The organism is Pseudomonas sp. Root569 (assembly GCF_001427465.1).
Lineage (GTDB): Bacteria > Pseudomonadota > Gammaproteobacteria > Pseudomonadales > Pseudomonadaceae > Aquipseudomonas > Aquipseudomonas synxantha.
In genome coordinates this window covers 99,257-119,579 of the sequence record NZ_LMGQ01000007.1, presented here as the reverse complement: position 1 = coordinate 119,579, position 20,323 = coordinate 99,257, and the positions used below count along the sequence as shown (strand labels likewise).

The following is a 20,323-nucleotide window of genomic DNA, read 5'->3' as shown; positions in this document are numbered from 1 at the left end:
GAAACTAGTTGACGACCTAACGATTCCGCGCTATTTATTTAAAAAAATTATTTCAATGTGTAATTTGAAATTATTTTTGAAATGCCTAAGAGCGAATAAAATAATGAAAAAAACGCCTTTTATCGCATGGTCAATGTCTCGGAGCTGTCAGCGCTCCGTGAACCTCTCAGCTGCCCAAGCGTTCAGTGAATGCGTGTGGAGGTTGCCATGAATCAGACCCTGGCAACCTCGCAAGTCTGGACCGACGGCAAGCGCCACCTGTGGTGGCTGGGCATCATGCCCCTCGCAACTCCGCTAATTTCCGGCGCCCTGGCGATCGGCACCGGCGTGCAGCAACTCTGGTGGGTCGGCGTGCTGGTGATCTTCGGCTTGATCCCGTTGATCGATGGCCTGCTCGGCGAAGACGTCAGCAACCCGCCTGAATCGGCCGTCAGCAACCTCGAGTCCCAAAGTTACTACCGCTGGATCGTCTACACCGGCGTGCTGTTTGTGATCGCCTCAGTGGTCATCACCGGCTGGCTGGCCGCTGGCGGCATCGCCTGGATCATCAACGGCGGCCTGCTGCACGCCACTGCTGCGCTGGAACCGTCAAGCTGGCTGGCAAGGACCGCTGCATTTATCACCGCACGCACCGAGTTGCACGGCGAAATCAGTGTGTTCACCTACCTGGGTATGGCGATGTCCACCGGCGCCGCCACCGGCATCGCAATCAACACTGCTCATGAACTGGGGCACAAGCCTAAGCCCCTGGAAGTGTTCCTGGCCAAGGTTACCCTGGCGCCGACGTTTTACGGGCACTTCTACACCGAACACAACCGCGGCCATCACGTCCGTGTAGCCACCCCGGAAGATCCGGCCAGCTCGCGGCTGGGCGAGAGTTTCTGGGCGTTCCTGCCGCGCTCGGTGTGGTTCAGCGCCGTATCGGCCTGGAACCTGGAGCGCGAACGCCTGCGTAAACTCGGCCTGCCGGCCCTGCACTGGAAAAACGCCGTACTCAGCGCCTGGATGTACAGCGTGGTGTTGTGGGGCGCGATGATTGCCTGGCTGGGCGCGGCGGTGATTCCGTTCCTGATCATCCAGGGCATCTACGGGTTCTCGTTGCTGGAAGTGGTGAACTACGTCGAGCACTACGGCCTCAAGCGCCAGAAGTTGCCCAACGGTCGTTATGAGCGCTGCTCGCCGCGCCACTCGTGGAACAGTAATCGGATTGTCACCAATATCTTTCTGTTTCAACTTCAACGGCACTCCGATCACCATGCCAACCCGACGCGCAGTTATCAGTCGCTGCGTCACTTCGATGAATCACCGCAACTGCCTTATGGCTACGCGAGCATGATTGTCTGGGCCTATGTGCCGTACTTGTGGCGGCGGCGCATGGATCATCGCGTACTCAATCACTATGCCGGGGATATCAGCCTGACCAATCTTCAACCGTCACAACGCTTGAAGTATCTGGAGAAATACAGCAACAGCGCGAAGCCGTTTTGAGATGAAGTAAGCAGTCAGGGCTTACTCGGGATCTGTGTATCGCGCAGGTCCTTATCGACCCCAGTTTCAGTTGCAAGAACGTGGTTTGACCCTACAAAAATAATTTAAGGGAAGGACGTCCACCATGCAAAGTTCTGCCAAGTTCACCGCCCACATCGTGCTGGCTGCGATGGGCCTGATTGTCTATCACCAGGCCCAGGCTGCCCGTATCGAACCTGCCGGCAGTGCCTTCACTGCCCAGGGGCCTATCAGTTTCTCCAAGGGCAAGCTGATCAGTGCCGATTGCACCATCAAGGTGGCCGGCAAGGTGGCAGCCGATGGTTCATCGGTAAATGTCGACAAAGTTGAATTCGACGGTGGCCTCAAGTGCAGCCGCGTTGAAGCAATCAACCTGCCCTGGGTGCTGGTTGCCAAGGATACAAAAAGTGGCTCGATGTCGAAGATCAGTGTGGATGTGCACGCCTTTGGCCTGGGCGGCAAGTGTGGGCCTTCGACGGCCGACGGTACTTGGGATAACGCCACCGGCAAGTTGGAAGCTGCCGATGTGCCTATTGGCGAAGACTGCAAGATCAAGACGGTGTCGATCAAGATGCCGGCCAACTTCAAAGTTGTCGAATAAAGCGTTTCGACTGTTGTAGCGGTAGATGCATTGAAATTTGGCTGGAAAGGGAAGTTCTGCAGTTTCACCGTGACCTCTCGATCATGGCCATTACCCCTGGCGAAATGAATCGCCATAACATGTGAGGAAAAACAATGAAAAGCTTGAAAACTCTCGTGTCGTTGACTGCTCTGGCTGTTTGCATGGGTGCCGCTTCGATGGCCAGTGCGGCCACCATCACTCCTGATGGTCCATTCTCTACCAGTGCTGGCACGATCGTGGTGAAGTCGCCGTCGTCCTTCGGGGCCGCTGTGACCTGCGGCATTACCTTCACCGGTAATGTCAGTGGCGGCGTAGCGTCGATCAATGGCGCGACGCTGACAGGTGGCGGCCTGTGCGGGCTGCCGACGCTGACTAATATTCCGTGGGTGCTGACTGCAACCTCGCCAACTGTCGGTACCGTGACCAATGTCGGTTACAAGATCTCTTCGATTCCGGCTACCAACTGCGGCCCTACCACTATTGCCGTGGCTTGGAATGCGGGGTCCAAGAAGTTGACCGCTGCCAATCAGTCTCTGAGTGGCAACTGCACCGTTGTTTCCCTGGACGTAACCGCGCCAACGTTGACTGTCCAATAAGTCGCATCACTTCGTAAGGGTTGATCACCCGTGAAGGCAGGGGTCTCTAAGGAGGCTCCTGCTGACGGAGCGCAAGGTCGAGGGAACTGACTATGGGTAGTTTGTTGCGACGGGCGGCAAGTACCTTGTTGCTGACCAGTGGCGTAGGGTTTGCAAGTGTGGCACTCGCCGCGGATTTTTCTCCTGCGGGTCCATTCACCAGTGCTGCTGGGACACTAACGATAAGAACGCCTTCTACGTTTGGCTCACCACTTACATGCGGACTTACCGTGGCGGGGAATGTGAGCGCTTTTACCGGGGTTCATATCAATACATTTTCCATTACGGGGCCGGGGTTTTGTAGCTTGCTGAAACCTAAGATTTTGGGGTGGCGGATGAATGCCTTCTCTTCGACTTCTGCCCTTATCGATGACGTTGGTTTTTCGATAACAAGTCTGCCTGCAACCCATTGCGGCCCAAATCAGATTTACGCAAGTTGGAATTACGCGAGCCATCAATTAACTGTGTTTAATCAAGCCTTGTCAGGGAATTGCACGCTGGAACGAATGGAGCTCACTTTTCCGACGCTCTCGATAGCGAATTGAAATGACAGGGCTCGCTGGGATAAGCCGCTGCGATAATAATAGGGGTAATACATGAATAATAAAAAACAACACACCCGAACTTTACTCGGGTTGGCATTGGTAGGCGGACTGATGAGCACTGGCCCGGTACAGGCGGGTGGCTTCTCCACGCCGACCTACGGCGCGCCCGGTTGGGGTCGTGCGTTTGGTGGCGGCTCACTGTTTAAGAACGACCCCAGTGCTGCGTACAACAACCCGGCAGCCATGGCATTTATTGACTCGACCATCGCGCAACAGACTGTCGATTATGCCCGGGTCAAGATCAAATACTCGGGTCAGGCGTATGACCACAATGGTAATCCAGTGACCAATACGCCGGTATTGGATGACCAGGGCAGCATGGGCGATCCAGCCCTTAACACCAATAATGGCGGGCAAGGCGGTTTCACCGCATGGCTGCCAACCGGCTTCCTGGTGATTCCAATCGGCGACCGTTTTGCTTTTGGCTTGAGCCAGGTCGTGCCCCAAGGCATGAAAACGACTTGGAACGAAGATTCCAAGCTGCGCGATTTTGCGGTCGACACCAAGATCGAGACCGTCGGCCTGACAGGTTCGCTGTCGTTCAAGGTCAATGATGAGTTTTCGGTCGGTGGCGGTGCCATCGTCCAGCGCAGCCAGGGCTTCGTCAGCCAGAACATTGACTTGTTGGCTGCAGCGGATGTCTCTCCAGGCTTGGGAGGCACCGGTTTTCCTACAGGAGTAGGTCATTCTTTGATGCGCGTAAAAGTCGACAACATCTCGGTCGGCTGGTTTGGCGGTGTGGTATGGAAGCCGACGGCGCAAGACACGTTGGGCTTGAACTATCACGCCAAAATCAAAAACAAGATGACCGGTAAGTACAACGTCTACACGGATGCTATCGGCCGTAACGCAATGACTAATCCTATCGGTCCGAACGGCGAAACGCTGGTTGAAATGGCTTATCCAGGTCTTAAGCTTTTCCCGGACGGCGCGCATGCCAGTACGCAATTGGATATTCCGGCTACTGCGGCGATTGACTGGGTCCACCAATTCAATGATCGCTGGACATTGGGTGTAAGCGCTCAATGGACTGAATGGTCTTCGTTCAAAGACCTGACGCTCAAGTCCCAAGGTTCAACTATTGTTGCCATTCCCTACAACTACAAGAATGCCTGGATGACCTCAATCGGTGGCGACTATAAAGCCACCGACGAGCTAACCCTACGCGCGGGTGTAGCGTATGACCAGACCCCTACGCGTAACTCCACCCGTGACCCTCGAATCCCCGACGGTGACCGCTACTTCCTGGCGTTTGGTGCCGGTTATGACATCAAGGCTGTGCCTGGTTTGTCAGTGGATGCCGCGTATTCGCACCAATTCGTCCAGAAGGTCAACCTGAAAACCAAGAACGTCGATCGTCTCGGTGCGGCTCAACTGGACGGCAAGGCTGAATCTTCAGGTGACGTGGTCAGCCTGTCGGCGACTTATAAGTTCTAAGGCCTTCAGCGCTACTGAACGCCTTGCCGAGACGGTCGTTCGCGACCTGCGTTGTTTGCTCTTTATCAGGCTGACACGGTCAGCCTGAATTTTTTCGGCAAAGCGTTAAATAAAAATTTCAAAACAAAATTTGAATTTGTGATTTGAAGTTTGTAGTGTGGCTTTACGCCCTGAATCAAGTAGAGGTATCCCCATGCTTATCTGGTTATCGGTGGGTCTCGCAGCAGCGATTGCCCTGGCGTATCGACAAGCCGCAGCCGCGCTGTGGTTGGGCACCGGCATCATCTGGCTGGCGTTTGGTTATCTGTTCAACGCGGTGGGCGACCTGGGCCTTGCCGTCGCCGCCGTGCTGGTGGTGCTGCCGGCCTTGGTGCTGGCGATCAAGCCCCTGCGCCGCGCCCTGCTGACCAGCAAGGCCCTGGGCCTGTTTCGTACGATCATGCCGGCGATGTCTGATACCGAGCGTGCGGCCATCGAGTCCGGCACCGTGTGGTGGGACGCCGAGCTGTTCAGCGGCAAACCCAACTGGCAGCGTCTGCTGCAAGCGGCGCCGGCCAGCCTGAGCGCCGAGGAGCAAGCCTTTCTCGACAACGAGGTGGAAAACCTGTGCGACATCGCCAATGACTGGGAAACCACCCAGGTCTGGCAAGACATGTCCCCCGAATGCTGGCAGTACACCAAGGATGCCGGGTTCCTTGGCATGATCATCCCCAAGCAGTACGGCGGTAAAGGTTTCTCCCACTACGCCCACTCCCAGGTGGTGATGAAGCTGTCGACCCGCTGCTCGGCGGCGGCGATTTCGGTGATGGTGCCCAACTCCCTGGGCCCGGCGGAGCTGTTGCTGCATTACGGCACCGACGCCCAGCGCAATTACTACCTGCCGCGCCTGGCCCGGGGCGAAGACATTCCTTGTTTTGCCCTGACCAGCCCGTATGCCGGCTCCGATGCGGGCGCGATCCCAGACCTGGGCATCGTCTGCAAAGGCCTGCACGAAGGCGAGCAAGTGCTGGGGTTCAAAGTGACCTGGGACAAGCGCTACATCACCCTTGGCCCGATTGCCACGGTGCTGGGCCTGGCGTTCCGCGCCGAAGACCCGGACGGTTTGCTCGGCGCGCCCGGTTCACTGGGCATTACCTGCGCGCTGATCCCCACGTCCCACCCAGGTGTGAACAGCGGTCGCCGCCACTGGCCGTTGAACGCGGTGTTCCAGAACGGTCCTACCACCGGCAAGGATGTTTTCATTCCGTTGGAATGGGTGATCGGCGGCCGCGAACAGATTGGCAACGGCTGGCGCATGTTGATGGAATGCCTGGCGGCGGGACGGGCGATTTCCCTGCCATCGGCCAACGTCGGCCTGGGTAAAGTCGCGGTGCGTGGTACCACAGCCTATGCGGCGATGCGCAAGCAGTTCGGCTTGCCCATCGGCAAGTTCGAAGGGGTGCAGGCACCCTTGGCGCGCATGGCCGGGCATTTGTATGCCTGCGATGCGGTGCGCAAGGTGTCGGTGGCGTCCCTGGACGCCGGCGAGAAACCGTCGGTGATCTCGGCCATCGCCAAGTACCACGTCACTGAGCGTGCGCGGATCATCGTCAACGACGGTATGGATATCGTCGCCGGCAAAGGCATCTGCATGGGGCCCAATAACTTCCTTGCCCGTGCCTACCAGCAAAGCCCCATCGCCATCACGGTGGAAGGCGCCAACATCATGACCCGCTGCCTGATCATCTTTGGCCAGGGCCTGATTCGTTGCCATCCCTACGTGTTTCGCGAGATGGAAGCGGCGCGCAACCCGGATCGGCGCAAGGCGCTTGAAGATTTCGACAGCGCGATGTTCGGCCATGTGAGTTTTGTACTGGCCAACACCGTGCGCGCAGCGGTGCATGCCCTGACCGGCGGGCGGCTGATTTCGGCACCGGCCAAGACCGACCCGGCGCTGGCGTCCTACTACCGTCAGGCCAATCGGCTGTCGGTGGTGCTGGCGTTGATCTCGGACATTTCCATGGGCGTGTTGGGCGGTGCCCTCAAGCGTAAGGAAAGTATCACCGGGCGCCTGGGAGATATCCTCTCGCAGCTGTACATCCTGTCCTGCGTGCTCAAGCGTTTCGAGGACGATGGCCAGCCCCAGGCCGACTTGCCGCTGGTGCATTGGGCGGCCCAGGACGCATTGCTGCGTGCCCATGAAGCCTTGGCCGAAGTGCTCGATAACTACCCTTCAAAACCCGCTGCGGCGGTGATGCGGGGCTTGAGCTTTCCGCTGGGCATTCCACTGCGCAAACCCTCGGATCGGCTGTTGGCCCAGGTGGCGGATGTGGTGCAGACCCCAGGGGAAACCCGCGACCGTTTGCTGGCCAATTCCTACATCCCGCGCCCGGAAATCGACAAGCTGGCCTATGGCGAACTGGGTTTCCGTCTGTTGCCCCAAGTGGAGTTGATCGAGGCTCGGCTCAAGCCCGCCATCAAGCAAGGCCTGCTCGAGCCGCTGCCGATATCGGCCATGGCTTTCACCGTCTGGCGCGTCAAGGCGCGGGCACTGGACTTGATCAGCGATGACGAAGACACCTTGCTGGCGCGCTATGTGGAATACGCCGACCACGGCATTCAGGTCGATGACTTCCCCCAGGATTTTGGTTTGTTGGAGGCCTTGCAGCAGCGTAAGCAGGCGTTGGAGCCGACCGCCAAGCGTCGCAGCAATCAAAGCGAAAACGCCCCGGTCAACTAAGAAAAACGCGGTGCAAATGTGGGAGGGGGCTTGCCCCCGATAGCGGTGTGTCAGCCCAAGCAGATTTACCTGATAGACCGCCATCGGGGGCAAGCCCCCTCCCACATGTTTGACCGGGTTTACAAGGCAGGATTTGTGTTGTGAGTGGAACCCTCTATGAGTGACAACTACCTTTCATTCGTCAATTCCCCCTGGGGCCGTCGCCTGGCCCAGGCTGTCGGCCTGCCGCAGCCTTTGCCGCTGCAACGCCATCGCAGTGGCCAGGCCGGCCTGGCCAACCCGGTGATCATCGCCGGGGCAGGGCGTCTGGTGGCATCGGTGCAGCGCATCTTCAGCGCCACCGACACTGTTGCCGCCACCCCGGCGACCCTCACGGCGCCGTCCACCGTCAAGGTGCAAGGCGCGGTGTTCGATGCCAGTGAGATCGCCGATCTGCAACAGTTGGATGAGCTCTACCTGTTCTTTCATGCTAATGCCAAGCGCCTCGGCCAACATGGCCGGGTAGTGGTGCTCGGCACTGCACCGGAACACTGCCAGGATTTGCCCCAGGCCATCGCCCAGCGCGCCCTCGAAGGTTTGGTGCGTTCGCTGGCCAAGGAACTGCGTCGGGCGATCACCGTGCAGTTGCTCTATGTTGCGCCGGGTGCAGAAGAGGCTTTGGACAGCAGCCTGCGCTTCTTCCTGTCGCGCCGTTCGGCCTATGTATCGGGGCAGGTGGTGCGCCTGCAAACACCGGTCGATGGCAACACTGCCGTCAATTGGGACAAGCCCTTCGCCGGTCGACGTGCCTTGGTCACCGGCGCCTCCCGGGGCATCGGCCTGGCCATCGCCCAGGTGCTGGCGCGGGACGGCGCCCATGTGGTGTGCGTGGATGTGCCCCAGGCCCAGGATGCGTTGCAGCAGGCCGCCGCCAGTGTCAGTGGCTCGGCCTTGCCCCTGGACATTACCGCCACTGACACCGCCGCGCTGTTGCAAGCCCACGTCAGCCAATACGGCGCCTTCGATGTGGTGGTTCACAACGCCGGAATCACCCGCGACAAGACCATCGCCAAGATGACCGAAGCCGCTTGGCGCAGTGTCTTGGCAGTCAATCTTGAGGCGCCGTTGCAGCTCAGTGAGGCCTTGCTGGACAGCCAGGGTTTGAACCCGGGTGGGCGCATCGTGTGCGTGTCGTCGATTTCCGGTATCGCCGGCAACCTCGGGCAAAGCAACTATGCCACCTCCAAGGCCGGGGTGATCGGCCTGGTGCAGGGGCTGGCGCCGCGTGCGGCGGCTCGCCAGGTCACAGTGAATGCGGTAGCCCCCGGCTTTATCGAAACCCAGATGACCGCAAAAATCCCGCTCATGATCCGCGAAGCGGGGCGACGCATGAACTCGTTGTCCCAGGGCGGGCAGCCTATTGACGTGGCCGAGACTATCGCCTGGCTGGCCCATCCCGCGTCGGGCGGGGTCAATGGCCAGGTGGTGCGGGTGTGTGGCCAAAGCCTGTTGGGAGCCTGAGTCGATGGATTACGTCACGCAGATTATCGACCCAGCGCCCTCGCGCACCCAGTTGTTGCTCGATGGCATGCGCGCCTTGCGCAAGCCCAAGCTCGACGGCGCGCCGCCGTTGCCTACGGCGCGACTTGTGCGCTCGGCGGTGGAGCTGTCGCCCACAGGCATCGCCGCTTACGCCCGAGCCTGTGGCTTTCGGCGTGAACAGGGCGTGCCACTGTCCTACCCCCATGTGTTGGCATTCCCACTGCATTTGATGCTGCTGACCCGGCCAAGCTTCCCGTACCCGGCCAGCGGCATGGTGCACCTGGCCAATCGCATTCGCCAGCACCAACGCCTGCACGAGGGCCAGGCGCTGCGCCTGGAGGTGTATTGCGAGCGTTGGGTCGCCCATCCAAAGGGGCAGGCGCTGAGTATCGCCACCCGCGCCTACGGTGCTGAGGCCCTGGTGTGGGAAAGCGACAGCCTGTACCTGCGTCGTGACGTCGACGACCCCGTGGGCGACCCCTGGAGTGACCCTTTGCCGCTGCAGGAAGAGGGTTTGTTGCGTACCCAACGCTGGGTGTTGCCGGCTGACCTGGGGCGACGCTTTGCCAAGGTCTCGGGGGATTTCAACCCGATTCACACCTCGGTCATCGGCGCCAGGCTCTTCGGTTTCCGGCGTGCCATCGCCCATGGCATGTGGACCCTGGGGCGCGCATTGGCGGCGCAACAACCACCCGGTGGCCTGGACCAGGCCCAGGCCCATTGCGACTTCAAGTTGCCGATCTTCCTGCCCGGCCAGGTCGCCCTGTGGAACCACCCGGTGACCGGCCCGCGGCGTGAGTTCGAAGTGCGCAATTTTGCTGGGGACAAGCCCCATATGCGTGGGCTATTCATTTGGAAAGAGAGCCAGGCATGAGTGACTACAGCTTCAATCCGGCCCCGACCCGCCGCGTGGCGATCATCGGCGGCAACCGCATCCCGTTTGCCCGCTCCAACACGGTGTACGCCCACGACAGCAACCAGGATCTGTTGGTCGCTGCCCTGCAAGGCCTGGTAGACCGCTACAACCTGCACGGCCAGCGCCTGGGCGAGTTTGCCGCCGGGGCGGTGGTCAAGCATTCGCGGGATTTCAACCTGGCCCGTGAGTCGTTGTTGTCCACCACGCTGTCGCCGCAGACCCCGGCCTATGATGTGCAACAAGCCTGTGGCACCGGGCTTGAAGCCGCGCTGTTGGTGGCGAATAAAATCGCCCTCGGCCAGATCGAAGTCGGGATTGCCGGTGGTGCCGACACCACCTCCGATGCGCCCATCGGTATCAACGAAGCCTTGCGGCACACCTTGCTCGCCGCAAATCGGGCCAAGGGCATGGGCGACAAGCTCAAGACCTTGCTGAAAGTGCGTCCATCGATGTTCTTCAAACCATTATTGCCGCGCAATGGCGAGCCGCGCACCGGGCTGTCCATGGGCGAGCATTGCGAGGAAATGGCCAAGCGCTGGCAAATCAAACGCCTGGCCCAGGACGAACTGACCCTCACCAGCCATCAGCGCCTGGATGCGGCGTATAAACGCGGCTTCTTCGACGACCTGATCAGCCCCCATCGCGGCCTGGCCCGGGACAACAACCTGCGTGCCGATATCAGTCTGGAAAAACTCGCGGGCCTGTCGCCCGCATTCGACCGGCACAACGGCACGCTCACCGCCGGCAACTCCACTCCGCTGACCGACGGCGCCTCGGTGGTGCTGCTCGCCAGTGAAGAATGGGCGAACGCCAACGGCTGGCCGGTGCTGGCTTATTTGCGCACGGGTGAGACGGCGGCGGTGAATTTTGTCGACGGCACCGAGGGCCTGCTGATGGCGCCCGCTTACGCCGTACCACGCATGCTCCAGCGCGAGGGCTTGAGTTTTGCCGACTTTGATTTGTTCGAGATCCACGAAGCCTTTGCCGCCCAGGTGCTGTGTACGCTCAAGGCCTGGGAAGACCCCGAATACTGCCGCGGGCGCCTGGGCTTGGACGCTCCCCTGGGCGCCATCGACCGCAGCAAGATGAACGTCAACGGCGGCTCCCTGGGTTGCGGCCATCCCTTCGCGGCCACCGGCGGCCGACAACTGGCGGCGCTGGCCAAGGCGATCCATGAACGCGGTGGGGGGCGCGGCCTGATCTCGATCTGTGCAGCCGGCGGGTTGGGCATCACCGCCATCGTCGAAAAGTAACGCTGTTAAAAACAACAATAAGGACACTGTCATGAACGCTATCAGCCTGGAACACAGCGAACGCATCTGGTTGAACGCTTACCTGCCCGGCGTTCCGGCCGACATCGATGCCGGGATCGAAGATTACCCGTCATTGCGCGAAGTGTTCCTGGAACACCTGGAAAAATTCCGCGAGCGGGTGGCCTACGTCAGCATCGGCACCGAAATGACTTACGCCGACTGGCAGGTCCAGGGCATTGCGTTTGCGGCCTGGCTGCAGGGCCAGGGCGTGAAGAAGGGCGACCGCGTGGCGCTGATGATGCCCAACTGCTTGCAGTACCCGATCTGCCTGTTGGGTACCATCCTGGCCGGGGCCGTGGTGGTCAACGTCAACCCCTTGTACACTGCCCATGAACTCAAGCACCTGCTCAAGGACAGCGGCGCCGAGACCGTAGTGATCTTCGAGAATTTCGCCCACACCCTGGAAAAAGCCATCGCAGGCAGCAGCGTCAAGCGAGTGGTGGTTGCGGCAATCGGCGACTTGCTGGGCGCCTTGAAGGGCGCGGCGATGAACTTCATCCTGCGGCGTGTGCAGAAGCAGGTGCCGGCCTTCACGCTGCCCGGCGCGCTGCGTTTCAATCAGGTGATGAAACAGGGCAGGGCGCTGACCCATCTACCGGTCAGCCTGGATCGCGATGAACTGGCCTTCCTGCAGTACACCGGCGGCACCACCGGCGATGCCAAGGGGGTGATGCTCAGCCATCGCAATATCATCGCCAATCTATTGCAAGCCAAGGCCTGGGTCGGCGACCAACTGGACCAGCACAAGCAGGAAACCAACGTGACCCTGCTGCCGCTGTATCACATCTTTTCCCTGACGGTGAACTGCCTGATGTTCATGTGCCTGGGCGGGCGCAATATCCTGATCGCCAACCCGCGGGACGTGAAGCGTGTGCAGATGATCCTGCGCAAAGAGCGCTTCAACGGGATTGCCGGGGTCAACACGTTGTTCAACGGCTTGCTGGAGAACAAGGACTTCTGCGCTAGGGACTTTTCTGACCTGCGCCTGGTGATCGCCGGTGGCATGGCCACCCACACCGCCGTGGCCAAGCGCTGGAAAGAAGTCACTGGGCTGCCGATCGTCGAAGGTTACGGACTGACCGAATGTTCGCCGGTGGTGAGCATCAGCCCCATCGATATTTCACGCATGCGCGAGATGGAATTCACCGGCAGCATTGGTGTGCCGCTGCCATCGACCTGGGTGCGCTTTGTTCGCGAAGATGGCCAGCTGGCGGATATCGGCGAGCAAGGCGAACTGCAAGTACGCGGCCCGCAAGTAATGCAGGGCTACTGGCAGCGCCCGAAGGAAACCGCCGAGGTGCTGGACGCCGAGGGCTGGCTGTCCACCGGTGATATCGGGGTGATGGACGCCCGCGGCTATATCCGCCTGGTGGACCGTAAGAAGGACATGATCCTGGTCTCGGGTTTCAACGTGTACCCGAATGAAATCGAGGATGTGGTGGCGATGCACCCGGGTGTCGGTGAAGTGGCAGCCATTGGCGTGGAAGATGCGGTGAGCGGGGAGAAGGTCAAGATCATCGTAGTGCGCAAGGACCCGAACCTGACTCAGGAGCAGATTCTTGCACATTGCCGGGAATACCTGACGGGGTACAAGGTGCCGCGGTATGTGGAATTTCGCAGTACCGAGCTGCCCAAGACAACAGTCGGCAAGGTACTGCGGCGGGCATTGCGCTGACACCGTTGACGTTGTCAGTAACGGTTAGAGGTAACCATCATCCTGAATGTTGAGGCCAATGACATCCTCGTTGTAGATCGGCCGAGTGCTTTTGATCAGAAAGTCAGTCTTGCGATCACCCGTCAGATCAATGGCGAGAAAGTACCGCTGGGTATTCGGGTTGAAGGTCAGGAGGGTATCGCCCGGTCGCCCGCTGTATTGACTGACGTGGTTGAGCGTGACCTGTGTGTTTTTACTCAGGCTACTCAAGTCGATCTTGTCTTGGCCTGTGGTGAAGTCCATGAGCAAGTCCGGGTTGTTGCGCGTGGAGTCGCTGGCGGCATGGTAGGTGAACGTGTTGAAGCCACCATTACCAGTCAGGTGGTCGGCTCCGCCCCCGCCGGTCAACACGTTATCGCCGCTGTTGCCGGCAATACGGTCGTTGCCCTGGCCGCCGACGGCATTTTCGATGAGGGTGTCGGGTGTGATGTACACATTGTCAGTCAAGCCACCGACGCTGGAGCGCGAATTCGGCGCCAGGTTGATTCGCTGGGCTTGCGTGAAACCGGAAAAGTCCAGGGTGTCATTGCCCTTTTGGTCATGCACGCTGAAAGCCGGTTTGTCTGTGGCCGACGAGAGGCTCGTTCCACGCTGGCCGGTATTGGCGTTGAAGCCGTAGACGGTGTCAGCCGTTTCGCAGTCTGAAAGTGGAGGTGTGACAGGGGGCCGCGGAGCAGGGGTTGGCTTGGGGACCGGAGTGGGCGTAGGTTCTGGCTCTGGCTCTGGCTCTGGCTGAGGTGGCACGACTGGTGTAACCGGCACATCTGGCGTAACGGGCGTGTCAGGTGTGGCTCCAGTAAGGATATCTTCAAGTTTTATGGGGCCTTTGCTCAGGATCACCAGCGCGGATGCAGGGTCGCCATTCACATTCAGAATCAGCCTGTACAGCTTGATGTTTGCATCGTAGTCCAGGGTCAGTTCACCTTTGCGCCCCATGTGTTGTTCAACGAGTTGGAGAGACTGGAGGCCCGCCTCTTTCAATAGCCCAGATAGATCGATCTTGTCGATACCGCTTGTGAAATCCGTGAGCCTATCCGGGTTTTTAGCCGGTGAGTCGCTGGCCCGGTTATAGACAAAGGTATCTGCGCCTCCGCCGCCGGTCAGCGTGTCGCCGCCTGCCCCTCCCGTCATGCGGTTGTTGATCTGGTTGCCAATCAACACATCGTGCCCGGATCCACCGATGGCATTTTCCACGACAACGCCCTTGGCAATGGATACGTTGCCCACGCGGCCACCCACATCCGAGAGTGTCTCGGCGCCCAGGTTGATCTTTTGATTCTGCCTGAAGCCGGAAAAATCCAATGTGTCTTCGCCGCCGCCGTCCCAGACACAAAAGTTGGTCAACTCGTCGGCGGAAGTCAACGAATAGTGGTCACGCTCAGTGTTGGAGTTGAAACCATAAGTTGTATCTCCTTTTCGAGTTTCGTAATTGGGTTCGTATAAGCGATGAATGGCTGCGATATCGTGCATGGCCGGTGTCAAGTTGCTATCCGAAACACTCACGCCGCGCTCGTCGGCCGGGCGCCACCATTTATTGTTGTAACTCATGGCCGTATGCGTGTGGCTGTTTTCGGGATAGTTCTGGTTTGGATGTTGTAACCCCAGGCTATGACCAAGTTCATGAATCATCGACGAATGAGGGGGAGAGTTCTTGTTGCCAACGCCGATGCCTATATTTGCTGTTCCCTGGTCATTTGGCATGACTGCATACCCACCGACCCCATTGTTGGCATGAAGTACAAAAAATGCATCTGCATGCCTGGCGTTTTCGGTGAACTTGACCTTGACCACGTCTTCCCAAGCCTTGATTGCGCTCCTGAACGCTTTCTTTCTGGCCTGGCTGAACTCAAGCGCACCACCGCCCTTGAGCCAGGCTGTTTGCGGATCTGCGGCGTCGAAGAACTTGTAAGAAACGGATAGTTGGCCATCGCCATCCCTGTCCTTTAATTTGAAGTTGTCGCGGGTCAGTTGCTGGGCGACTTTGTCTGATAAAGAGGACGAGGCTTGCAGTGAAGTGTCGCCAGTAGGAGGTTGGATTTGTCGGTGCAGGTGCATCGGCATGTGAGTTCCGGTACTAAGCATGTTTATGTCTCGCAGGTGTTTGGGTTTGTATGAGTACGCAAGAGGTGTTTGAGTGTCGAACGCGGTTTAAGGTGGCGTGTTTCTTTAAAGAAGGCTAGGGGGTATTTATGTCGATGTTTGATTAAATATGGGGAGTTTTTTCAAGGCGGGTGTGTGTGCGCTGGCAGCGTATGAAGTGTGTTTTTTTGAGGGGGGATACAGCTATTTGAAGTTGGGAAAAGTTACGGATGTAAGTGCGATCAAACAGGTTTTTACTTGAGTTGAATGATGGTCAGCGCTCCATCCGCGTGAACGCACTGATGGATAGGCAGGACAGTGCACGCCGACCCTGTAGGCAAGGGCGGCGTTTAACCGGCAGATCAGCGTGCTCTACAGCTCGCTGACCTTGACCCAGCGTTCTTCACGAGCCGCCGTACGAATCGCCGTCGCCAGCCGCTCGACTGCCCACGCCGCTTCGAAGTCTGTTCCATCCGCACCCTGGCCGGCCATGGTCATGATCAACTCGTGCACCTCCAGGGTCTTCAATTCGTTGTAGCCCAGTTGATGCCCCGCGGCGGGGCTGAACGCCGCATAACCGGGCAGGGCCGGGCCTGCCAGTACGCGCTGGAAACCGTCCTGGCCGATACGGTACAGGCGCAGTTCATTCAAGCGTTCCTGGTCGAACGCCAAGGTGCCCTGGGTCCCGCTGATCTCGAAACTCAGGTGATTCTTGTAGCCGTGCTTGAGCCAGCTGCTACTTACCGTGCCGCGGGCACCGTTGGCAAAGCGCAGCAGGGCGTGCACCTGGTCATCCACGGCAATGGTTTTTGACGTTTGGCTGCCGGCCGTGGCGGGGCGCTGGGCATGCACGGTCTGGGTATCGGCGCACACACTGACCACATCGCCGACCAGATAGCGCGCCATCGACAGCAGATGGCTGCCCAGATCGGCCAGCGCGCCACCGGCGTGTTCGACCTCACAGCGCCATGACCAGGGTGAAACCGGGTCGGCCATGAAGTCTTCGCTGAATTCACCCTGGAAGCTGATGATTTCGCCGAGGTCGCCGTTGGCAATCATTTGCTTTGCCAGCACGATCATCGGGTTGTGCTGGTAGTTGTAGCCCACCCGTGTCACTACCCCGGCGGCACTGGCGGCGCGGCGCATGGCGTCGGCTTGCTCAAGGCTGACGGCCAGGGGTTTCTCGCAATACACCGCCTTGCCCGACGCGATGGCCGCCATCGCCATGGGATAGTGCAAATGGTTGGGAGTGGTGATGGCCACGACGTCGACCTTGGGGTCGTCGATCAGTGCTTGCCAGTCGCCGTGGGCCTGGCCAAAGCCCCAGGCGTCAGCGCAACGCTGGGCGCGTTCGGTGTCGGCATCGGCCAGAGCCGCCAGCTTGAGCTGTACCGGTAGTTCAAACACCGCCCGCGCGTTATTGAACGCCAGCGCGTGGGCGCGGCCCATGAAGCCTGTGCCGATCAAGCCGATTCCGAGTTCACGCATAGCCGTGGTCCTTTGGATTATTGTTTTCAGGAAGGCTATTAATGGAATAAATATTCGTTTAATTCAATAGGTGGAATAAAAATTCATTGCTCGTCAGCAAGAGGGCCACGCGCCTTGGGCTCATCATTTCTGCTGATAAAGCCATATTCACCCCTGGCCAAATGCCGCCAGTTAACAAAAGATAACGCAGCACCGATTGTCAGACGATTCCAAAGCCCGATAGGATGGCCCCTGCTTACTCCAGGCGCTCTAGATTGCAGGTTTCACGGCCCTGGAAGATGAGACGACCTAACAATAATAAATGGGAGAAAGGTCTATGAGTGAGCCTGTCATGGGTTGGGTTGTTTGCCGCCCACGCGCCGCACGCAGGGTTGCGTTGCTGGCCACAGCGCTCTCGCTGTTTGCCGGTGCCGTGTTGTCGACGCCGGTACTGGCTGCCAGCGATTCCACCGCCGCCGCGGTGTTTGCGATTGAATCGCCCAAGGCTGCCAAAGGCCTGATGATTGATGTAGTCCACGCAGGCAAGCGCTTGGTGGCGGTCGGTGATCGCGGGCATATCCTCTATTCCGATGACCAGGGCAACACCTGGACCCAAGCCAAGGTACCTACCCGGCAACTGCTCACGGCGGTGTTTTTCGTCGATGACAAGCACGGTTGGGCTGTCGGCCATGACGCGCAAATCCTTGCCAGTGCCGATGGCGGTGCTACCTGGACCCAGCAATATCAAGACCTCAAGCGCGAAGCCCCGTTGCTCGATGTGTGGTTCAACGATGCCAACCATGGCCTCGCCGTGGGTGCCTATGGTGCGCTGATCGAAACCACCGACGGCGGCACGTCCTGGAACGACGTGAGCGACCGTCTCGATAACGAAGACCAGTTCCACCTCAACGCCATCGCCTCGGTCAAGGACGCCGGCCTGTTTATCGTCGGCGAGCAAGGCAGCATGTTCCGCTCCAGCGACGACGGCCAGACCTGGGAAAAACTCGAAGGCCCCTATGAAGGCTCGCTGTTTGGCGTGATCAGCACGGCGCAACCGCAAACCCTGCTGGCCTATGGTTTGCGCGGCAACCTGTATCGCTCCACCGATTTTGGCAGCAACTGGGATCAGGTCGAACTCAATGCCACACGCGGTGCGTTGGAGTTCGGCTTGTCTGGGGCGACGTTGCTCGATGATGGCTCCATTGTCGTCGTCGGCAACGGTGGCAGCGTGGTGGTCAGTCATGACGACGGCCAGACGTTCAGCGTATTCAATCGTCCGGACCGGATTTCACTCTCGGCGGTCACGGCCGCAGGCAATGGCAACCTGATTCTGGTCGGGCAGGGCGGCGTTCGTGTCGCCACGCCCGCTGGCGCCGAACTCGTAAAACAATAATAAGGGCGGGGAAAGCATGAGCAGTCATCACAACGATAAAGCGACCTTTCTTGAGCGCCTGATCTTCAACAATCGCCCGGCGGTGATCGTCATCTGCCTGCTGGTGAGCGTGTTCCTGTTCTGGCAGGCGACCTTGATTCGCCCGTCCACCAGCTTTGAAAAGATGATCCCCCTCAAGCATCCCTTCATCGAAAAGATGATGGAGCACCGCAACGACCTGGCCAACCTGGGCAATACCGTGCGTATCTCGGTGGAGGCCAAGGACGGCGACATCTTCACGAAGGAGTACATGGAGACCCTGCGGCAGATCAACGACGAGGTGTTCTACATCTCCGGCGTCGATCGCTCGGGCCTCAAATCATTGTGGAGCCCCAGCGTACGCTGGACCGAAGTAACCGAAGAAGGCTTTGCCGGTGGCGAAGTCATCCCGCAGAGCTACAACGGCTCGCCGCAAAGCCTCGACCAGCTGCGTAACAACGTGCTCAAGTCCGGCCAGGTCGGGCGTCTGGTGGCCAACGATTTCAAGTCGAGTATCGTCGATATCCCGCTGCTGGAGTCCTACCCGGACCCGCAGGACCAGGGCAAGTTGCTGGCCCTGGACTACCAGAAGTTTTCCCATGAACTTGAGGACAAGATCCGCAACAAGTTCGAGGCGCAAAACCCTAATGTGAAAATCCACATCGTCGGTTTCGCCAAGAAAGTCGGCGACCTGATCGATGGCCTGATCATGGTGGTGCTGTTCTTCGGCATTGCCTTCATGATCACCCTGGTGTTGCTCTACTGGTTCACTTGGTGCATCCGCAGCACCATCGCCGTGTTGATTACCACCCTGGTGGCGGTGGTGTGGCAGTTGGGCTTGATGCACGCGGTCGGCTTTGGCCTGGACCCGTACTCGATGCTGGTGCCGTTCCTGATTTTCGCCATTGGTATTTCCCACGGCGTGCAGAAGATCAACGGTATCGCCCTGCAATCCAGTGATGCCGATAACGCCCTGACCGCCGCACGGCGTACCTTCCGCCAGTTGTTCTTGCCGGGGATGATCGCGATCCTCGCCGACGCGGTGGGTTTTATCACGCTGCTGATCATCGATATCGGCGTGATCCGCGAACTGGCCATCGGTGCTTCCATCGGTGTGGCAGTGATCGTGTTTACCAACCTGATCCTGCTGCCGGTGGCGATCTCCTATGTGGGTATCAGCAAGCGCGCGATTGAGCGCAGTAAAAAGGATGCGCACCGCGAACACCGTTTCTGGCGGTTGCTGTCCAAATTCGCCAGCCCGAAAGTCGCGCCGGTCTCGATTTTCCTGGCGCTGATCGCCTTTGGCGGCGGTCTCTGGTACAGCCAGAACCTGAAGATCGGCGACCTTGACCAAGGCGCCCCGGAACTGCGCCCGGACTCGCGCTACAACAAAGACAACAACTTCATCATCAGCAATTATTCCACCAGTTCCGATGTGCTGGTGGTGATGGTCAAGACCCGTGCCGAAGGCTGCTCGCGCTACGAAGCCATGGCGCCTATCGACCAGTTGATGTGGAAGATGCAGAACACCGAGGGCGTGCAGTCGGCTATTTCGTTGGTGACCGTATCCAAGCAGATGATCAAGGGCATGAACGAAGGCAACCTGAAATGGGAAACCCTGTCGCGTAACCCGGACGTGCTCAATAACTCCATCGCCCGTGCCGATGGCCTGTACAACAACAATTGCTCCCTGGCGCCGGTGCTGGTGTTCCTCAACGACCACAAGGCCGAAACCCTCGACCGCGCCGTGCATGCCGTGCAGGACTTCGCCAAGGAGAACAACAAGGACGGCCTGGAATTCATCCTCGCCGCTGGTAATGCCGGGATCGAAGCGGCTACCAACGAGGTGATCAAGGAATCGGAGTTGATCATCCTGATCCTGGTGTACCTGTGCGTGGCGACCATGTGCATGATCACCTTCCGCTCCTGGGCGGCGACCCTGTGCATCGTGCTGCCGCTGGTATTGACCTCGGTACTGGGTAACGCGCTGATGGCGTTCATGGGTATCGGCGTCAAGGTTGCGACCTTGCCGGTAGTGGCCCTGGGCGTGGGGATTGGCGTGGACTACGGCATCTACATCTACAGCCGCCTGGAAAGCTTCCTGCGTGCCGGCCTGCCGCTGCAAGAGGCGTACTACCAGACGCTGAAATCCACCGGCAAGGCCGTGCTGTTCACCGGCCTGTGCCTGGCCATTGGCGTGTGCACCTGGATCTTCTCGGCCATCAAGTTCCAGGCCGACATGGGCCTGATGCTGACCTTCATGTTGCTGTGGAATATGTTCGGCGCGCTGTGGCTGTTGCCGGCCCTGGCGCGGTTCCTGATCAAGCCGGAGAAGCTGGCGGGGCAGAAGGGCAATTCGTTGTTTGCTCACTGAGGCC

At 59.1% G+C, this 20,323-nt stretch carries 14 protein-coding genes; 12 read left to right on the top strand and 2 right to left on the bottom strand.

The window, feature by feature from the left end; genetic code table 11:
- Positions 1 to 207: 207 nt before the first annotated feature.
- The 10 genes from ASD70_RS08550 to ASD70_RS08510 all read left to right on the top strand — a co-directional run bounded on the left by ASD70_RS08550 (position 208) and on the right by ASD70_RS08510 (position 12,949).
- Positions 208 to 1,488, top strand: coding sequence for an alkane 1-monooxygenase (locus tag ASD70_RS08550; RefSeq protein WP_056846197.1), 1,281 nt, complete (start codon positions 208 to 210; stop codon positions 1,486 to 1,488).
- Positions 1,489 to 1,612: 124 nt separating this feature from the next.
- A complete protein-coding gene (gene praA / locus ASD70_RS08545; RefSeq protein ID WP_046068418.1) occupies positions 1,613 to 2,107 on the top strand; it encodes an alkane oxidation protein activator PraA in 495 nt (164 codons plus the stop codon).
- A 134-nt stretch (positions 2,108 to 2,241) separates the two neighbouring features.
- A complete protein-coding gene (gene praB, locus ASD70_RS08540; protein ID WP_046068417.1) occupies positions 2,242 to 2,724 on the top strand; it encodes an alkane oxidation protein activator PraB in 483 nt (160 codons plus the stop codon).
- A 92-nt stretch (positions 2,725 to 2,816) separates the two neighbouring features.
- On the top strand, positions 2,817 to 3,308 hold the full coding sequence (gene praB, locus ASD70_RS28895) for an alkane oxidation protein activator PraB (protein ID WP_145916475.1): 492 nt from the start codon (positions 2,817 to 2,819) through the stop codon (positions 3,306 to 3,308).
- A gap of 51 nt (positions 3,309 to 3,359) precedes the next feature.
- Positions 3,360 to 4,805, top strand: a complete 1,446-nt coding sequence (locus ASD70_RS08535) for an outer membrane protein transport protein (protein WP_056846196.1) — start codon at positions 3,360 to 3,362, stop codon at positions 4,803 to 4,805.
- A gap of 193 nt (positions 4,806 to 4,998) precedes the next feature.
- A complete protein-coding gene (locus ASD70_RS08530; RefSeq protein WP_056846195.1) occupies positions 4,999 to 7,524 on the top strand; it encodes an acyl-CoA dehydrogenase in 2,526 nt (841 codons plus the stop codon).
- A 156-nt stretch (positions 7,525 to 7,680) separates the two neighbouring features.
- Positions 7,681 to 9,024: a 3-oxoacyl-ACP reductase gene (locus ASD70_RS08525; RefSeq protein WP_046068414.1), complete on the top strand. Its 1,344-nt coding sequence runs from the start codon at positions 7,681 to 7,683 to the stop codon at positions 9,022 to 9,024.
- 4 nt (positions 9,025 to 9,028) lie between these two features.
- Positions 9,029 to 9,919 carry a MaoC/PaaZ C-terminal domain-containing protein gene (locus ASD70_RS08520; protein WP_056846194.1) on the top strand — a complete coding sequence of 297 codons (891 nt, stop codon included), beginning with the start codon at positions 9,029 to 9,031 and terminating at the stop codon, positions 9,917 to 9,919.
- Positions 9,916 to 11,214, top strand: a complete 1,299-nt coding sequence (locus tag ASD70_RS08515; protein ID WP_056846193.1) for an acetyl-CoA C-acetyltransferase — start codon at positions 9,916 to 9,918, stop codon at positions 11,212 to 11,214. Before ASD70_RS08520 ends, ASD70_RS08515 begins: the two co-directional genes overlap by 4 nt.
- 31 nt (positions 11,215 to 11,245) lie before the next feature.
- Entirely contained in the window at positions 11,246 to 12,949 is a 1,704-nt protein-coding gene (locus ASD70_RS08510) for an AMP-binding protein (protein ID WP_056846192.1), read from the top strand.
- A 24-nt stretch (positions 12,950 to 12,973) separates the two neighbouring features.
- Here the strand turns inward: ASD70_RS08510 and ASD70_RS08505 are convergent, their stop codons facing one another.
- Both ASD70_RS08505 and ASD70_RS08500 read right to left on the bottom strand, forming a co-directional pair.
- Positions 12,974 to 15,049, bottom strand: coding sequence for a M10 family metallopeptidase C-terminal domain-containing protein (locus ASD70_RS08505; RefSeq protein ID WP_236708697.1), 2,076 nt, complete (start codon positions 15,047 to 15,049; stop codon positions 12,974 to 12,976).
- 390 nt (positions 15,050 to 15,439) lie between these two features.
- Positions 15,440 to 16,555, bottom strand: coding sequence for a Gfo/Idh/MocA family protein (locus ASD70_RS08500; RefSeq protein ID WP_046068409.1), 1,116 nt, complete (start codon positions 16,553 to 16,555; stop codon positions 15,440 to 15,442).
- A gap of 331 nt (positions 16,556 to 16,886) precedes the next feature.
- Here ASD70_RS08500 and ASD70_RS08495 point away from each other — a divergent pair, with 331 nt between their 5' ends.
- Together ASD70_RS08495 and ASD70_RS08490 are read left to right on the top strand one after the other, a co-directional pair.
- A complete protein-coding gene (locus tag ASD70_RS08495; protein WP_046068408.1) occupies positions 16,887 to 17,927 on the top strand; it encodes a WD40/YVTN/BNR-like repeat-containing protein in 1,041 nt (346 codons plus the stop codon).
- A 16-nt stretch (positions 17,928 to 17,943) separates the two neighbouring features.
- Positions 17,944 to 20,319 (top strand): efflux RND transporter permease subunit, encoded by a 2,376-nt coding sequence (locus ASD70_RS08490; protein WP_046068407.1) that lies wholly within the window; start codon positions 17,944 to 17,946, stop codon positions 20,317 to 20,319.
- Positions 20,320 to 20,323 lie beyond the last annotated feature (4 nt).

Coding starts and splice junctions, on each gene's coding strand:
- ASD70_RS08525 (WP_046068414.1), top strand. CDS start 7,681: ATGAGTGACAACTACCTTTCATTCGTCAATTCCCCCTGGGGCCGTCGC.
- praB (WP_145916475.1), top strand. CDS start 2,817: ATGGGTAGTTTGTTGCGACGGGCGGCAAGTACCTTGTTGCTGACCAGT.
- ASD70_RS08500 (WP_046068409.1), bottom strand. CDS start 16,555: ATGCGTGAACTCGGAATCGGCTTGATCGGCACAGGCTTCATGGGCCGC.
- ASD70_RS08530 (WP_056846195.1), top strand. CDS start 4,999: ATGCTTATCTGGTTATCGGTGGGTCTCGCAGCAGCGATTGCCCTGGCG.
- ASD70_RS08535 (WP_056846196.1), top strand. CDS start 3,360: ATGAATAATAAAAAACAACACACCCGAACTTTACTCGGGTTGGCATTG.
- ASD70_RS08490 (WP_046068407.1), top strand. CDS start 17,944: ATGAGCAGTCATCACAACGATAAAGCGACCTTTCTTGAGCGCCTGATC.
- praB (WP_046068417.1), top strand. CDS start 2,242: ATGAAAAGCTTGAAAACTCTCGTGTCGTTGACTGCTCTGGCTGTTTGC.
- ASD70_RS08515 (WP_056846193.1), top strand. CDS start 9,916: ATGAGTGACTACAGCTTCAATCCGGCCCCGACCCGCCGCGTGGCGATC.
- ASD70_RS08505 (WP_236708697.1), bottom strand. CDS start 15,049: ATGCCGATGCACCTGCACCGACAAATCCAACCTCCTACTGGCGACACT.
- ASD70_RS08495 (WP_046068408.1), top strand. CDS start 16,887: ATGGGTTGGGTTGTTTGCCGCCCACGCGCCGCACGCAGGGTTGCGTTG.
- ASD70_RS08520 (WP_056846194.1), top strand. CDS start 9,029: ATGGATTACGTCACGCAGATTATCGACCCAGCGCCCTCGCGCACCCAG.
- ASD70_RS08550 (WP_056846197.1), top strand. CDS start 208: ATGAATCAGACCCTGGCAACCTCGCAAGTCTGGACCGACGGCAAGCGC.
- ASD70_RS08510 (WP_056846192.1), top strand. CDS start 11,246: ATGAACGCTATCAGCCTGGAACACAGCGAACGCATCTGGTTGAACGCT.
- praA (WP_046068418.1), top strand. CDS start 1,613: ATGCAAAGTTCTGCCAAGTTCACCGCCCACATCGTGCTGGCTGCGATG.